The sequence below is a fragment of the Laspinema sp. D2d genome (assembly GCF_025370755.1).
Classification (GTDB): Bacteria; Cyanobacteriota; Cyanobacteriia; order Cyanobacteriales; family Laspinemataceae; genus Laspinema.
The window spans coordinates 79,921-95,679 of the sequence record NZ_JAMXFC010000021.1 but is presented as its reverse complement, the minus strand read 5'-3'; the positions used below and the strand labels follow the sequence as shown (position 1 = coordinate 95,679).

General features: G+C 47.0%; 13 protein-coding genes and 1 pseudogene. 6 read left to right on the top strand and 8 right to left on the bottom strand.

The genetic code is table 11. From position 1 onward, the window contains the following. The coding region (locus NG796_RS15355; protein ID WP_261207724.1) for a CHAT domain-containing protein at nucleotides 1-2,102 on the top strand (2,102 nt) is incomplete at its 5' end. Nucleotides 2,103-2,137: 35 nt separating this feature from the next. On the opposite strand, the gene NG796_RS15350 is transcribed toward NG796_RS15355, so the two are convergent. Further along, nucleotides 2,138-4,363, bottom strand: coding sequence for a PAS domain S-box protein (locus tag NG796_RS15350; RefSeq protein WP_261207722.1), 2,226 nt, complete (start codon nucleotides 4,361-4,363; stop codon nucleotides 2,138-2,140). 313 nt (nucleotides 4,364-4,676) lie between these two features. Between NG796_RS15350 and NG796_RS15345 the strand changes: the two genes are divergently transcribed. From NG796_RS15345 to NG796_RS15335, 3 genes are all read left to right on the top strand, one after another. Next, on the top strand, nucleotides 4,677-6,320 hold the full coding sequence (locus tag NG796_RS15345) for a DUF3352 domain-containing protein (RefSeq protein WP_261207720.1): 1,644 nt from the start codon (nucleotides 4,677-4,679) through the stop codon (nucleotides 6,318-6,320). After that, nucleotides 6,307-6,459: a hypothetical protein gene (locus tag NG796_RS15340; RefSeq protein WP_261207719.1), complete on the top strand. Its 153-nt coding sequence runs from the start codon at nucleotides 6,307-6,309 to the stop codon at nucleotides 6,457-6,459. Before NG796_RS15345 ends, NG796_RS15340 begins: the two co-directional genes overlap by 14 nt. A 129-nt stretch (nucleotides 6,460-6,588) precedes the next feature. Continuing rightward, nucleotides 6,589-7,512, top strand: coding sequence for a class I SAM-dependent methyltransferase (locus tag NG796_RS15335; RefSeq protein WP_261207718.1), 924 nt, complete (start codon nucleotides 6,589-6,591; stop codon nucleotides 7,510-7,512). A 161-nt stretch (nucleotides 7,513-7,673) separates the two neighbouring features. Here the strand turns inward: NG796_RS15335 and NG796_RS15330 are convergent, their stop codons facing one another. After that, complete coding sequence (locus NG796_RS15330; RefSeq protein WP_261207717.1) at nucleotides 7,674-8,381, bottom strand: J domain-containing protein; 708 nt, start codon at nucleotides 8,379-8,381, stop codon at nucleotides 7,674-7,676. Nucleotides 8,382-9,190: 809 nt separating this feature from the next. On the opposite strand from NG796_RS15330, the pseudogene NG796_RS15325 reads away from it, so the two are divergent. Both NG796_RS15325 and msrA read left to right on the top strand, forming a co-directional pair. Further along, nucleotides 9,191-9,655: pseudogene (locus NG796_RS15325) on the top strand (DUF4383 domain-containing protein). A 178-nt stretch (nucleotides 9,656-9,833) separates the two neighbouring features. Beyond that, nucleotides 9,834-10,496 (top strand): peptide-methionine (S)-S-oxide reductase MsrA, encoded by a 663-nt coding sequence (gene msrA / locus NG796_RS15320; RefSeq protein ID WP_261207716.1) that lies wholly within the window; start codon nucleotides 9,834-9,836, stop codon nucleotides 10,494-10,496. A gap of 357 nt (nucleotides 10,497-10,853) precedes the next feature. Here msrA and recA read toward each other — a convergent pair whose 3' ends face one another. The 6 genes from recA to NG796_RS15290 all read right to left on the bottom strand — a co-directional run bounded on the left by recA (nucleotide 10,854) and on the right by NG796_RS15290 (nucleotide 15,643). After that, nucleotides 10,854-11,762 carry a recombinase RecA gene (gene recA / locus NG796_RS15315; RefSeq protein ID WP_261207715.1) on the bottom strand — a complete coding sequence of 303 codons (909 nt, stop codon included), beginning with the start codon at nucleotides 11,760-11,762 and terminating at the stop codon, nucleotides 10,854-10,856. Beyond that, nucleotides 11,759-11,935, bottom strand: a complete 177-nt coding sequence (locus NG796_RS15310; RefSeq protein WP_261207714.1) for a hypothetical protein — start codon at nucleotides 11,933-11,935, stop codon at nucleotides 11,759-11,761. Before NG796_RS15310 ends, recA begins: the two co-directional genes overlap by 4 nt. Before the next feature lie 283 nt (nucleotides 11,936-12,218). Further along, the gene (locus tag NG796_RS15305) at nucleotides 12,219-12,797 is read right to left on the bottom strand and encodes a Uma2 family endonuclease (RefSeq protein ID WP_261207713.1); all 579 of its coding nucleotides are present in this window, start codon (nucleotides 12,795-12,797) and stop codon (nucleotides 12,219-12,221) included. 281 nt (nucleotides 12,798-13,078) lie between these two features. After that, nucleotides 13,079-13,522 (bottom strand): SH3 domain-containing protein, encoded by a 444-nt coding sequence (locus tag NG796_RS15300; RefSeq protein WP_261207712.1) that lies wholly within the window; start codon nucleotides 13,520-13,522, stop codon nucleotides 13,079-13,081. Nucleotides 13,523-13,528: 6 nt separating this feature from the next. Next, nucleotides 13,529-15,055 carry an AAA family ATPase gene (locus tag NG796_RS15295; protein WP_261207711.1) on the bottom strand — a complete coding sequence of 509 codons (1,527 nt, stop codon included), beginning with the start codon at nucleotides 15,053-15,055 and terminating at the stop codon, nucleotides 13,529-13,531. 75 nt (nucleotides 15,056-15,130) lie between these two features. Further along, entirely contained in the window at nucleotides 15,131-15,643 is a 513-nt protein-coding gene (locus NG796_RS15290; RefSeq protein ID WP_261207736.1) for a YceD family protein, read from the bottom strand. Nucleotides 15,644-15,759 lie beyond the last annotated feature (116 nt).

Below are 15,759 nucleotides of genomic sequence, written 5' to 3'. Positions count from 1 at the left end.
CTGCCGTGACTCCTACTCCAGCAGAACCTGTAACGGTTTCTGAACCTGTAGTGACTCCTACGCCAGCAGAACCTGTAGCGGTTTCTGAACCTGCCGTGACTCCTACTCCAGCAGAACCTGTAACGGTTTCTGAACCTGTAGTGACTCCTACGCCAGCAGAACCTGTAACGGTTTCTGAACCCGTAGTAACTCCTACTCCAGCAGAACCTGTAGCGATTTTGGAACCCCAGGGAACTGATATCCCTATGAATCTTCCAATTTCAGAGAATCCAGGGACTGTGGAATCCATCCCGAGAGTGAACCCGGTGATACTTCCTCCAGTGGGAGAAATTTTACCTTTGGAACCTGTCGAGTTGCCGATTATTCAGGAAGTTTTGACGGAACCGATCGCTGTCATACCAACGGAAATCACTCAGAACCCGGCACAGCTTAGTCAGATACCGGGACCGACTGTGGAACCCGTGGTGGTGAATCCGGAACTCCCTGCACCCATTCCCTCAGCGATCGCCCAACCGAAACCGCTGGAGCAATCTTCTCCAGTGACACCGCCACCCGCACTGCCTCAGAATAATGTATCCGAAAATGCTGGGGGGGTTGCTGATAGGCAGGTGGGGAATTTAGGCAGCCGTGAGGGGGCGATTCTGCAAGTGGAGAGTATCCCCAGTGCGACTGCACCCAGTGCAGTACCCCGTTTAGTTGAGGCAAGCGTTCCCACTGCGCCAGTGGAGTCAATCCTGGAGATAGAGCAAGAGGGGGGGAGCGTTGCCATCCCGGTTGTAGAGGCGATCGCCTCCCCGGGACAACAGGACTCATCTCAAATTTCAGTTCAGTCCGAATTAGAGGCAGTCGCTCAAGCCTCTATTCCTCAGATTGAACAAATGCGAATGCAAGAATTTTACCCGAATCAGCAAGGTCCTCTCTCGGAAGAAGAGGCGGATTCCAAAAATGTCAGGGATTTGCTTCAGAGAATTCGGCAAGAAATCAATGTCAATCCTGCGGTTGTCTATGCCATGTCCCTTCCTGAAGAATTGCAATTAGTGGTGATGACCCCAGAAGGGGTCCCCATCATCCGCAGGATTCCGACTGCTTCTCGGAATGCGCTACGCGCGAAAGTAACAGAATTACTCTCGGAATTGACGAATCCGCGCAAAACCAATACAGATAGTTACATGAGCGCCTCGGTGCAACTCTATGAGTGGTTAATTGCACCGATCGCCGCTGAATTGGACGCCCAGGGAATCGATATGTTAATGTTTTCTCTCGATGCAGGACTCCGGGGGATTCCTCTGGCGGCACTCCATGATGGAGAACAGTTTTTAATTGAAAAATACCGCTTGGGTTTAATTCCTAGTGTGAACCTCACGGACACGGGTTATAAAAATTTAAACGAGACTCGGGTTCTGGCAATGGGAGCCTCTGATTTTAAAGACCCTACCATTCCGTTATTAAGCGCAGTTCCAGTTGAGTTAGCGCTGATTTCTGAAGTCTTTTCCCTTGAAAAATACTTTCTGAATGAAGCGTTTACGGCTGATAGTTTACGCGCTGCTCGTCGCGCACAAAACTTTGACATTATCCATCTGGCAACTCATGTCAAATTTTATTCCGGAATGGAACAGACGGAAGCGGGTTCTTCGGATGCGCGAGGGAAATCTTATATTCAATTTTGGGATGAACAGGTCCCCTTGGAGCAAATGCGCCAGTTGGGTTTGGATGCGGGAACGGTGGAATTGTTGGTGTTAAGCGCTTGTGAAACTGCGGTGGGAAGTTCCGAGGCGGAGTTGGGGTTTGCTGGATTGGCGGTACAAATGGGGGTGAAGTCAGTTTTAGCCAGTTTGTGGGAGGTGGATGATGAGGGAACTTTAGGGTTGATGAGTGAGTTTTATCAACAACTGAGTTCTCAAGAGCAAACGATTAAGTCAGAAGCGCTTAGACAGGCACAGCTTGCGTTTTTACGTGGGGAAGTCCGGATGAGTGGGGACCAATTAGTGAGTTCCCGAGGGGCGATCGATTTACCCCCACAAATCGCCGAGCAAATGAGCGATCGCAGCTTTGCTCATCCTTATTATTGGGCGGCATTTACCTTAGTCGGCAGTCCTTGGTAACAGACTCAGGCTACGGTTCCCCTTTCTAACTGGACTTAAATTAGGGGTTGCTTCAGGGGAATTTGAATCACAAATTCTGTGCCTTCTCCCGGTTCGGAGTGACAAATTAACTCCCCACTATGCTTGTGGGTAATAATTTGATAGGCGATCGATAGTCCCAGTCCGGTTCCTTTCCCAACGGGTTTTGTAGTAAAAAAGGGATTAAAGATTTGCTCTTTGACCCCGGCTGTCATTCCGGGACCGTTGTCCTGAATATGAATGGTTACCCACTGGTTATCTAAGCATTCTGTGCGAATGCGAAGCGTGGGAGTTTTGTCACCGAAGCACTCTTCCCCTTTCAGGCTTTCCAAGGCATCGATCGCATTGGTCATAATATTGATAATCGCTTGATTCAGTTGCGCCGGATAGCATTCTATTCTGGGCAGTTTTCCATACTCTTTAACCACGGAAATTGCTGAGTGTCCGCTTTTTTCTCTCAACCGATTATGGAGAATCAGCAAGGTATTATCAATTCCTTCATGAATATCAACGGGCTTGCATTCAGCTTCATTTAGGCGCGAAAAATTCCTCAAAGACAACACGATTTGACGGATACGTTCTGCGCCAACTTTCATGGAAGTGAGTAATTTGGGGAGGTCACTTTGTAAAAAGTCGAGGTCTATATCTTCCTGAAATTCATGAATTTCCTCAACGGGTTTGGGATAATGAATTTGGTAAAGATTCAGAAGTTTGAGTAAGTCTGCAAGATAGTCGTTGACATGAGCCAGGTTCCCATAAATAAAATTAACGGGATTGTTAATTTCATGGGCAACCCCCGCGACTAATTGTCCCAAACTAGACATTTTTTCGCTTTGAATGAGCTGGGTTTGAGTGCGTTGCAGTTCTTGCAATGTATTTTGAAGCTGTTGGGCTTGGTTTTGCAACGATTGAATTAATTCGGTTTTTTCATGAGCGGATTCCTGAAGGGCGAGGGCTTTTTGTTTGCTTTCAGTGATATCATGGAAGGCAATAACAGCGCCAATTTTATGGCCTTGTTCATCAAAAATTGGCTCCCCACTCGCCACAACAATCCGGGGTTCCCCCATCTTGGGCGCAATAACCAGTTCCTCTTTATTCACCCGTTCCCCGTTGAGGGCACGGGTTAAAGGAATTTGCTCAGGGGCGATGGGAGTCATGCCATCTCCCTGATATAAATCATAGTAATTTAACCACTCCTCGGGAGGAATGGAGTCATCAGGTAAGCCATATAAATCACGAATGGAACGGTTGAATAGGATGAGGTTTCCTGTGGCATCCCCGGCAATAATTCCGGCATCAACGGTATTTAATAAAGCTTTTAAAAATTCCCGCTCTTTTTCTAAAGATTTTTCGGTTTCTCGGCGTTCGGCAATTTCATTTTGCAGTTTGTAGATGGCACTATTAAAAGCCAAACTGCGACTTTGCAGCTTGACTTGAAGTTGATTGAGGAAGGTGCGGGTTTCTTCATAAGCCCGTTCTCCTTCCAGTTCCGCATATTTGCGTTCAGTAATATCATGGGCGATCGCATAAATACATTGGCGATCCCGTCCCAGACAGGCACTCCATAACAACCAGCGATAGTCGCCATTTTTGCACCGATAACGGTTTTCAAAGGAGTAAGTGTGACATCCTTGGAGTAATTTTACAAATTCCGTTAAAGTGCTTTGATGATCTTGGGGATGGACAAATTCGATAAAGGATTGAGCACGCAGTTCCGCTGGGGTAAAACCTAGGGTTTTTTCCCAGGCGGGATTTAAACTACGGAAATACCCATCAAAACTGAGGGTACAAAATAAGTCCAAGGAGAGGTCAAAAAAAGCCTGATCATCCTCGCTGGAATGCCGGGATTCCCGACTCCCTTCTGGAACCGGCGACAGTTCCCGGGCGATCGCCCAAATGAGAGGTTCACTCCCGCGCCATTGGGCTTTCCAGGATAACCGCTTATAGTCACCATTTTTACATTGATAGCGGTTCTCAAAGGCGATCGGCCCGCGATCGGCACTGAGTTGGGCAAGCTGTTCTCGGGTGGAAAATCGATCTTCAGGATGCACCCCATCCAGAAAGGATTTCTGCTGTAGTTCATTGGGGGGAAATCCTAAGATTTTTTCTCCAGAACCATTGATGTGCTGAAAATTTCCATTGCTATTGATCACGCACAACAGATCGTCGGATAAATCAAAAAAAGGAAACTTCGAGATCTCCTCCCCCTCATCACACTCCAACTCTACAATTTTAATGGTCATTCCGTCCCCCTAATCATTTTTACGGTCTGCTTTAGAAAATTTTTATTATTGAATGTAGATTTAGATATTTCAATCTATTATAAGGGGTTTACCCTGAAATAAAATAAAGCAAAAGTAGAGAAAAATCAGAAATCAGTATTGATTCATGAAGTTTTGGCAAGGATAGACACAAGGACATGGACAACTAACCCGGAGGACATCTGGTGACCCTCGATCGGCCTCAATCCCCAGAATCGGGCATCAAGAGCAACGATGGCGGAGCACCCCCACAAATATCGCTATCCTAAAAGAGAGAATCACAAGCCAAATTAAAATGTCAGCGAAACCTAATGTAAATCGGTGGGCGATCGCAGCCGTGGCAGCTGTAGGTATGGCCGGTGGATACTTATACTGGCGCAGTACCTGGGTTGGAAGCTCGAATCCCCTGGAAAGTACGAAAGTGGTTCCACAAGATGCGCTAATGGCGGCTTATGTGGTCACGGATGAGCATCAATGGTCGAAATTAGATGAATTTGGAACTCCAGGCGCACAGGCAGCGATCGCCCGCACTGTGGCGAATCTGGAAGCCAATTTCCTCACCCAAACCCATCTGGATTACAAAAAAGACCTACAACCCTGGATCGGCAATGTCACCCTCGCTTGGGTCCCTTCCTCGGGTACACCCGTGGCAACAACCAGCTTAAACTCCGATCTGTTATTGATTGTAGGCATTAAAAATCCTTTCCGGGCCTGGTGGTTTGCTCGAAATTTGAGGGCTCAAAAGGAGCTTACCCTGACTGAAATTAACTATAAAGGGGTAACTATCTCTCAAATCGTCCCGCCCCAAGGAATTCCCACCTATCAGGCTACCCTCAAGAACAAACTGGTGATTTCCCAACAACGAAGTGCGGTGGAAAAAGCGATCGACACCACCACCTCAGAATCCTCTTTTCTCATGAAATCAGGGGCTAAGGAACTGGTCGGTCAGAGTACAAAACTCGATCATGCTCTCGTCCACGTTTACTTACCGGATTATACCCAGACTGTGGCACTCATGGGGGATCAAGTCAGCGATCGCCCCCAGTTACCCCAGGTGACAGGGGTTAAGTCGGTACTGCTGAGTGCAGGTTTGGATCAACAAGGAATGCGGGTCCGGTTCCTCACTGAAGTTGACCCCCAATCTATCCCTCCCAATCCTACCGTCTCCAATCAACTCTTAAATCGCTTTCCCGCAGAAACCATCGCCCTCGTCAATGGTCATGGAATCGGTCGGTCCTGGTCTACTCTAGTCAGTCAAAGTCAAGTTCAGCCGGAGTTACAAGGCGTTTTACTCGCCATCCGCCAGATGTTTGCGGCGGTGAATCTGGATGTGGACCGCGAGGTGTTCGGTTGGATGGATGGAGAGTTTGGTTTTGGACTGATTTCCTCTAAAGAGGGGCTATTGGGACAGTTGGGATTTGGAGGGGCGGTGGTTTTTGAAACCACCGATCGCCCTGCGGCAGAAGCGATGCTGCAAAAATTAGATGCGATCGGGCGCAATATCGTCCCCTTTCCTTTGTCCATCGCCCAACGCAATGTTTCTGGAATTAATATCCGGGAATGGAAAATTCCCCTCCAAGGTGCCCTATTAGGTCACGGTTGGTTAGATGATAATTCGTTATTTATCGCGTTTGGCGGTCCCATCGTCGAGGCGATCGCGACTCCCGCCTCTTCTTTACAGGATAGTCCCACATTCCAGGGGATCGTCGGGTCCTTGCCCAATCCCAATCAAGGCTATTTGTACCTAGATATGGAGCAAATTACTTCGGTGATCAATACCCTTCCTGTAATGATGGGGGTTCAACTCTCTCCAGAGGCCCTAGACCTGTTAAATTCTGTTCGCGGTATTGGCGGAACCGGAACTTGGACCAGTGGGACGCAATTTGAAAGCGAGATGTTATTTACCCTCAGAAAAACCCGGGAAATTGCAACGGAGTAATCCCCAGGGGGTTCTAGGAGGCGATCGCTTTGGTACAATAAACAATGATTTTCCTCCCGTCAATGGGATGGCTGTTTCTGTCCTCCTCCCCAGTCGCTTTAACCCCAAACTCAACCGAGCACTTCTGGTTCAGGATTAGCTCAAAAGGACGAGAAACCGGGTTTTTGGCCCTAATTTGTGGTTCTCTTGGCACGGATGTTGTCAAGAAACCCGGTTTCCAAAGCGATGGGGGAAAGCGTCAACCTCTCACCCAATAATCATAACCCTAATGACTGCTTCTGTATCAACTGGCCCCGGATTATTATCTCATTTAATTAATGGATTATTAGCCATTAAACCCCTGGCAAATTTCATGAAATCTAAAGCCCGAAAAATGATGATTGAGCGGGCTGAAAATATGGGTGTTCCCTGGACAGAAGAAGCGCGATCGCTGCAAAATCGTAATTGGGACCGCGAATTCCAACAGGTACAGAATCCCACCTTGGTTTATCCAAATTACTACTTGCGAGAGTTTCATGCTTATGACCAGGGAAATTTAAGTTGGCAAGCCGCAAGCGAGTTTGAAGTTGCCGCTAAAGCGGTACACGCTCATATTTGGCAAGAGGCCGGTCCGGAAGGTGATTCCCGTCTTCGCGACAGTTATAATCAAGTGCTTTCGGCTCAAATTGGAGAGCCTCCCCAGGCCATTCTCGATTTAGGTTGTAGCATCGGCATGAGCACCGTTGCTTTACAAAAACTCTATCCCCAAGCTACCGTAACTGGCCTCGATTTATCCCCTTATTTTCTCTCCGTTGCTCAGTATAAAACTCAGCAGAATTCGGCTATAAAATGGCTTCATGCCCCTGCTGAATCAACGGGTTTAGCCGATGCTTCCTTTGATTTAGTTTCATCTTTTCTGATGTTTCATGAACTCCCCGTCAAGGTTTCTCACCAAATTATCCAAGAAGCGCGGCGCTTACTTCGTCCCGGGGGATATTTCGCCATTATGGACATGAATCCCCAGTCTGAGATTTATGCAAAAATGCCGCCTTATATCTTAACCTTGCTCAAGAGTACGGAACCCTATTTAGATCAGTATTTTTCCCTGGATATTGAGCAAGCTTTTCTAAAAGCTGGTTTCGAGAAACCCACCATTACCAGCAACAGTCCCCGGCATCGGGCGATCGTCGCTCAAGTGAAAACCCCCAGTTAAAAGGTAGAAATTTATCCTTAGCAGGTGGGTAAAAAGATTAGAAACCGGGTTTCTTCGCCAACTTGAGGGCAACCGCCTACCAATTTAAGCTAGAAACCCAGTTTTTTGTACTCTTAAGCTAATCCTAAACGGCTCTGCTAATTTCATCCCTATTCCTAACTTTATCCGAAGACATTTTTAATCGCAGAATGGGCTTTTTTCCTTAACCCGCTGGCAATTCTAAACAATTCTTGTCCGGTATGGAGATAATGCTCATCATAGTTGAGGGTAAAGAATTCTAACTCATCAATGCCATCGCCAATGCGATCGAGGCAGTAATAAAGATTAGCAGCAACACTGGCAACCGTTGCGGGATTTTGCATAGATTGGAAATAGATCTGCGCTTGGGCGAGGAAATCCCGACATTTTTGTAAATACGCCTGAAAATCTGCCATCAATTCATCATCAAAAGGGTCCGCTGCAAGACAATCAATTTCATCCTGTAAGGTATGCAAAATTTCATACAGCATTCGGTTGATGGGTTGATAGACTTGTTTCACCCATTTTTCCAGGTGATCATCTGGATCAGGACTGTTTTGACGAGCGTGATGGTAGTTATGTTGAGCCTGAGCAGTTCGGGTCTGGCGATCGCGAGATTGAGAGGGCGATCTCCCTGAAGTTTGACGGCGATCGTAAGACTGACGGCGTTGCGGATCTCCCAGGATTTCATACGCTCCATTAATCTGAATCATCCGTTCCGAATCCGATGATTCTAAATTTTTATCCGGATGCACTAGCTTAACTAACCGGCGATACGCTTGCTTGATTTCCGATTGCGTCGCTTGGGGACTAACTCGTAAGGTTTCGTAAGGATTAATTACATCATTCATTTCTATAACAGTCAGGCATTGAACCCAGAATAAGCCTTAAATAAAGATAAACCTCCAAAAAAATCAAGCTCAAGAAGTCTTAAGTCTTTAATCCTCAAATTTATGGATTTTTTGGGCATTTTCTTTATTTAAAAATTTCAATTATCTATGATAATCTTTTCCAGATAACTTGTCAAGGGTTGAAAATTTTCCATTTAAGCAAAAATACTCACTAAGCTTTCTCAGCAAACTGGCGATATCAAGCGGGTCTTTAAGCTAGAGTTTGATGAACTCACCCTAGGGAGTTTTAATCAAATCCTGGAGGATTATTCTAAAATTTGCCCAGATAATCAATAAAATTTAGTCATTATTTATATAAAAAGTTGGGTCTACATTCCCGGGCATAGAGTAAAAGTTTCTAATATTTTTAGAGAATTTTTGTTACAACTAACTCCCCAAAAACTTTCTCCTGCTTTAGATAGAGCCAGGAAAAGGGCATAACCTCACTTTAGAAAGAGGAAGTCCGATTATTCATTTTTTACTATGATAAAACCGCGATATTCGCTCCCAATTTTTAGGAGTAAGCAATCCTGAATCAACTCGGTAAATTTGAGCTGAATCAGTCCAAATTTACCACTTGAAGGGAGTGCGATCGCCCTTTTTTATTCCCTTGCACTCAACGCCCACTCTCGGCAGTGCAACAGTTTTCATTGAGTCTATCCCTTGACTTAAACCCCAAAATTAGGGGGCTTAATAGCCTCTAATAACCCTAACCATTGAGGCGACAATTTACCGCCTAAACCTTATCAAAAAAACTGGAGACAAAAAGTATGACCGATCGGAATTTTACCTTAACTCTCGGAATTATCTTTGTAGTTCTGGGCGTGGCTGGATTTATTCCCGGCTTCGTGTGGATGCCAGAAAATCCCTCCCCCACCTTATTGTTTGAACCCCACTATTTTCCTGGTGACAAAGAGTTTGGGGCTTTGTTTGGACTATTTCCGGTGAATACCCTCCATAACATTGCCCATTTGCTGGTAGGAGGCTTAGGAATTTTTGCCTCGGCAGATAAAGGCAGCGCACGCCTCTAAAATCGGGGTTTTGCGATTTCCTATCTGGCCCTAGCAGGGCTAGGATTATTCCCCTACACCGGCACTCTATTCGGATTGATGCCTATCTACGGCCATAATATCTGGTTTAACGCCTTAACTGCCGTTGGTGCCGCTTACTTCGGATTCGTCAAACCCACCCAAGAAGCGGCTGCTCAGTCCGAAAATATGGCTTCTCAAAGCTAGTGGACTCTTCTCTCCCAGGTAACCTTGACGGGCGGCAGGAATGGAATTCGACCCCTTTCTGCCGCTCTTTCTTTGGGGTCCAAGGGTCGCCCACCCCTCAAGGCGATCGCGCTCCGGCAAATTCTAGCTATTATTAAGAAAAGTAAAGAACTCACTTATCATTTGGAGTCACACCAGAATGGGACTATTTGGATTAGGCAAAAAACTGACCCTCCCCACCCCAGACAAAGCCTTACCGGGACGCCAGGAAGCAATTCCGGTCCCTGCGAATCACTTCGTCAACGGTAATCCCCTAAAACCCCCCTTTCCCGATGGCATGGAACAAGTCATCGTCGGCATGGGCTGCTTCTGGGGTGCTGAACGTAAATTTTGGCAACAAGAAGGCGTTTTCGTTACTGCTGTCGGGTACGCTGCCGGAATCACCCCCAACCCCACCTACCAAGAAGTTTGTACCGGCATGACGGGTCATAACGAAGTCGTATTAGTCGTGTATGACCCCAAACTCATTAGTTTTGAAACCCTGCTAAAAGTATTCTGGGAAAGCCACAATCCCACCCAGGGAATGCGTCAAGGCAATGATACGGGCACTCAATACCGTTCAGGAATTTATGTGTTTTCTCCCGAACAAAAAGAGTTAGCTTTGGCTTCTAAAAAAGCCTATCAAAAAGCCCTCTCTGCCGCCGGATATAGCGAAATTACCACCGAAATTCTGGATGCCCCCGAGTTCTACTATGCTGAAGGCTATCATCAGCAATACCTGGCGAAAAATCCCAATGGCTATTGTGGTTTAGGCGGAACCAATGTCGCTTGTCCCGGCATGAGTCAAGCTTCAGCAGTTTAGTAACAAAAACTAACAGGGGAGGCGGGGTGTGCCTAGATGAACATAAACCACCGATCGGGGTTAGGGATTTCCATAAAAAAACTTCTGCATTAGAAGTTTTGCAGAATTAGAAAAGCCCCCCAGGAACTAACTATTTATTCCTCTGGCTTCCCCCTTCTTAAGGGGGACGGGAGGGGGATAATCAGGGGGGGTGGGGGGATCTCTGATAGAAGATTTTATTTTGTGGAGTGCCCTAAAGAAATGTGGCATCAGCCCCCTTCTCCTCCTTTCCAAGCAGAGCTGAGGAATGTGCTATAGGAAACTCTGCCTCCTAACTCTCACCTAGACCACTAAAACTCCTCGATAATAGCCCTTTTTTTACGAATTTGTCCGAAGTTTTAACACTTTAAGAACCGTTTTTTCCAGATGTTCATAAAGTTTTAAATCCCGTTCCAGATAACTCAGGCACTCCGATCGACTTTGGCCGATCGCCTTGCCTTGATAGCGATACCCCGACCTTTTGCGGGTAATTAACCGGAGTTTCTCCCCCAAATCAAATAGACAGCCTAAATTAGAAATCCCTTGCCCAAAAATAATATCAAATTCCCCCACTTGAAACGGTGGAGCTACTTTATTTTTCACCACCCTGGCTTGCACTCGAATTCCATAGTCTTCTAATTTATTGCTCATGACTTGAATCGGACGCAGATCGATGCGAACTGAGGCATAAAATTTGAGTGAATCTCCCCCCGCAGTGGTTTCGGGTCCGGCAATGGAATAGAAATTGTGGCGGAGTTGATTGAGGAAGATTACGGCACAGTCCGATCGCCGCATATTGTGGGTAATTTTTCGCAACCAGTAACTCATCAATTGCGCTTGTAAACTGGAGGCTGTTTCTCCCATTGCTCCAGCAATTTCCGCTTTGGGGACCAAGGCAGCTACGGAGTCGATCGCCACTAAATCCACCGCTGCTGATCTCACCAAGCGATCGCTAATCTCTAGGGCCATCTCTCCCGTATCCGGTTGCGACACTAGCAGGCGGTCAATATCCACCCCTATTTTTACCGCATAAGCCGGATCTAAAGCGTGTTCCGCATCGATAAACGCCGCAATTCCGCCCGTTTTTTGGATTTGGGCGATCGCATGGAGAGCAACAGTAGTTTTTCCCACACTCTCCGGCCCAAAAATCTCGATCGCCCGTCCCTTCGGTAATCCGCCCCCTAACGCTACATCTAACGTGAGCGCTCCCGTCCCAAACTTCTGGATATCGCGGGTTGCATTGGTCAAATCAAACCCAAACGATCAATCACTAATGCCGCAACGACAGCAAACCCCGTAATTCCTAACGCCACCAATGGATGTTGACCTTGGCTCACCGCAAATGAAGTGACGACACCGGCTCCCAAAGCTGCCGTAACCGCAGCCGTGGCGAGGTCTTGATTGGAATTTTTGTTATCCATCTTTGGCTATCTAGGGTAATATTTTCCAGTTGATAGGAACCCTAGCATCTTTATTTTTTTAGGTAAACCGAATCCCAAGAGATTGCAATTATTCTATATAGTTTGCAAAATTTCTTAATACTTTCATCGACAGGCTTCGGGACCCCCAGGGCCAAAAACCGGGTTTTTGCTTCAATTTGGTTAAATTGCATACAAGCGCTACAGCAGCCGATTCAATTTGCGTCAGTGGCTTTCAGTCCAGATAGTCAGCTATTTTCGATTAAGGTTTAAAGATGACCCCAAATTATCCCCAGACAATCGACAAGTTGAGGCGGAAACCGGGGAGGATATCTTCACCAAATAGGGTAGCAGGATTGTCTAAGACTTCTTTTTCCCTACCTTGGCGATAAATTTCTACCTGTCGATTTTGGCCGTTAATCAGCCAACCGAGGCGCGTGCCATTTTCGATGTATTCCTGCATTTTTTCTTGAAGGGGTTTTAAGGCATCACTGGCGGAACGTAACTCGACGACAAAATCAGGGCAAATGGGTGGAAATTTTTCTTGCTGTTCTGGGGTAAGGGCATTCCATTTTTGTAAGGAAATCCAAGCGGCATCGGGAGAGCGGTTGCTTCCATTGGGAAGTTGAAAGCAAGTGGAAGAATCAAAGCCTATCCCTGTACCATCGGTATCAGTCCAGTTGGCTAATTGTTGAGCCAGCTTAAAATTTCGGTTGCCCGTTGTTCCCCCAGTAGGTGGCATGATAATGATTTCTCCCTGGACATTGCGCTCAAATTTGATATCAGGATTTGCCTGACACAGTTGATAAAATTGGTCTGCGGTTAGTTTAATAATGGGATTAAAGTTGATAGTAATTGCCGTCATAGTTATAGGAATTATGCCGTTGCAGAAAAGGGGAAACAGGAGCGGGATAATTTAATTTATTATGGGGTCTTGTCGATTGATTCTTTTGTTGTATTCCATTTGTTCCCCTCTGCGTCAGTCCCTTTGGAATCATTTTCCTTGGGTAACGCTAAGCCAACAGGGTGAGGGTTTTTACAGACTGTAGCCGTTCTTACCCGTCATGAAAACAGGAAAAATTAAGCCCTCCCCTGGGGGCCGAATTCAATATTTAGGTCCAGATCCGTCAACTCGGGGGAGGGGGCTTAGTTCAGCCGTTCGGTATTGCCGCCTTTAATCCATCCATCTTGACCACTGCCTTCGATGCGAATCTTTTCCCATTCGTTATCCGAGGTTTTTTCGAGAACCACTACTTGGGCGTTAAAATCGAGTCCGCCAATGGAGTTGGCTTCATAACCGGGGCGATCGCGCAAAATTAAGCCATCGGGCCAAATCACCTTGGCACGGTAGGCATTCGCAGGAAGCGCCGCCGGTGCATTTCCAGATCCCTCACTGGGAGTTCCCCCTTTGGAATTTCCCGCCTGGGTTGCTGTAACCGCAGGTTGATCATTTGTAAAACTCGGTCTAGCAGGCAGTGCCGTTAATTTCGTGACGAAATACAGCGCTGCGGCGACACTCCCACCCGCAAGGATGATCAGCGCTAAAGTAAAACCGAGAATAAACTGGACTAAACTGGCAAGACTCCGCATAAATTCTTAGGATTCAGGCTGTTGCAGTTGACGTTGCATCCGACTATTCAATGTACTGTATCTGGAGGCAAGACGAGCTTTTCCTGCCGCCGCCCAATCTTTTAAAACTTGGATTTGCTCTGAGGCGGTACGGGCTAGGGGAACGATTTGACTGGCGGCTTCCAAAATATCATCCGTGGTAAAGTCGCGGTTTTGACTAAATCCAATATGCATCGCTTCGATCAACGCTTGTTCGATTTCTGCCCCGGAAAAATCAGGAGTTTCGTAAGCCAGCCGTTCAATATCATAGCTTTTCAGGTTATGAGGTCGCAATCGGGACAAGTGTACCGTAAAAATGGCGTTCCGTTCTTCTTGGGCGGGCAATCCGACGAAGAAAATTTCGTCAAATCGACCTTTGCGGAGCATCTCTGGGGGCAGGGACTGGATATTATTGGCGGTGGCAACGACAAAGACGGGAGATGATTTTTCCGCTAACCAGGTAATAAAGGTGCCAAAGACGCGACTGGTAGTCCCGGCATCTCCTTTACTGTCTAATCCGCCAAAGGCTTTGTCAATTTCATCAATCCAGAGGACGCAGGGGGCAAGGGCTTCGGCGAGTTGAATCATTTGCCTGGTGCGAGATTCGGATTCCCCGACTAATCCGCCAAATAGTCGTCCGACATCGAGGCGGAGGAGGGGGAGATGCCAATGATGGGAAATGGCTTTGGCTGTGAGGGATTTGCCGGTGCCTTGAATACCGACGAGGAGCAATCCTCGGGGATGGGGTAAGCCATATTGGCGCGCCCGTTCGGAGAAGGCCCCGCCTCGACGGATAAGCCAGTCTTTGAGGTTATCTAGGCCGCCGATATCGGAGATTTGTTCGGTGGCGGGGTAGAATTCGAGGATTTGGGTTTGGCGGATGATGGTGCGTTTTTCTTCGAGAATTAGTTCAACATCATCGGGTTCGAGTTGGCCGTGGGTGGCGATCGCCTTGGCTAAGACGCGGCGAATGCGATCAATAGAAAGACCCTGGCACGATCGCACGATTTCATCTAAAAATTTTCCGTCTAAAGGATGTCCCGTTGCCGAGAGTAACCGTTCGACTTCCCCTTTAATTTCGGGGGCATTGGGGAGGGGAAATTCTAAGACCGTGAGGGCTTCGCTGAGGTCTTCAGGTATGGCGACGGATGGGGAAATAATCGCAATATTTTTAGGTTGAGATTTGAGGGTTCGCGAAAGATTTCTAAGCTTTCGAGAAACGGAAATATCGTCTAAAAAGCGGTGAAAATCGCGCAAAATAAAAATTGCCGGTGCAGAGGCGGGCAATTTTTCGACAAATTCTAAGGCTTGCAGTGGGTTGCGGCGACCAAACCCACTATCATTAGGATTGCCCTGATAACCATCGACAAAATCCCAGATATAGACCGCACGATTCCCGAGTTCCTTGGCACAATGAACGATCGCCGCTTCAACTCGTTCTTCTTCTCGGGTGGGAATGTAAATTAATGGATATCGTGCTCGGAGAAATAGTTTAAACTCTTCACTGAATGTCATAGCCGGTTAAATTTTGGAGTAGGATGTTCTCATGATTTTGGACCGCTTGACATCCGGCCATCCAAAAACAGTTAACTAGCTTGGCAGTTGTTTTTTGAGTTGTTCTAAGGCAGCAGCCCAGCGGCGATCGCCCACAGAAAGAGGACTACCCTCACCCGGGGAAAACTCAATCCCGGCACAATCCTCATCGCACAGCTTGCGAGAGGGAATTTCCAAACAAATCTGTTCATACAACCAGGCTTCTGGGTCAAAATTGCCTTGGGCCGAGAGGGTTTCTACCAACTCTTCTAGGGCAATTTCGCGTTCAAGGGGTCCCTCGTCCGGACCATTTCCCGTTTCATCCAGACAAATAATTTCCGTTGGCTCGATTTTAAGGCGATGATTGTATTGTTGCAAGCATCGATAACAAGTTAGGGTAACAATCGTTTCCGCTTGAGCCCTCACCTCTAAATAATTGCCCCCATGTCTGACCTGAATTCGTCCCCGAACCGGGGTTAAGGTTTCTAAGTCCTGGATGAACTGTTGGAACTCGAAGGTTTCCGTCTGTTCATGGGCTTTTGTTAACCGAGGAATATAAATTGCTTCCAGCATTCTGGTAACCCTCACCAGGGAACGTAATTTCATCGTAGTGATTTAGGGGGTTAACCCGTGGGTTGGGAAACCCCCCTTCACCAGGGGCATTTCCCTCACTCCTCAACCCCACT

Bases quoted from the DNA above. Each gene is read 5' to 3' on its own strand.
- NG796_RS15350 (WP_261207722.1), bottom strand. From the start codon at position 4,363: ATGACCATTAAAATTGTAGAGTTGGAGTGTGATGAGGGGGAGGAGATC.
- NG796_RS15345 (WP_261207720.1), top strand. From the start codon at position 4,677: ATGTCAGCGAAACCTAATGTAAATCGGTGGGCGATCGCAGCCGTGGCA.
- NG796_RS15335 (WP_261207718.1), top strand. From the start codon at position 6,589: ATGACTGCTTCTGTATCAACTGGCCCCGGATTATTATCTCATTTAATT.
- NG796_RS15330 (WP_261207717.1), bottom strand. From the start codon at position 8,381: ATGAATGATGTAATTAATCCTTACGAAACCTTACGAGTTAGTCCCCAA.
- msrA (WP_261207716.1), top strand. From the start codon at position 9,834: ATGGGACTATTTGGATTAGGCAAAAAACTGACCCTCCCCACCCCAGAC.
- NG796_RS15310 (WP_261207714.1), bottom strand. From the start codon at position 11,935: ATGGATAACAAAAATTCCAATCAAGACCTCGCCACGGCTGCGGTTACG.
- NG796_RS15305 (WP_261207713.1), bottom strand. From the start codon at position 12,797: ATGACGGCAATTACTATCAACTTTAATCCCATTATTAAACTAACCGCA.
- NG796_RS15300 (WP_261207712.1), bottom strand. From the start codon at position 13,522: ATGCGGAGTCTTGCCAGTTTAGTCCAGTTTATTCTCGGTTTTACTTTA.
- NG796_RS15295 (WP_261207711.1), bottom strand. From the start codon at position 15,055: ATGACATTCAGTGAAGAGTTTAAACTATTTCTCCGAGCACGATATCCA.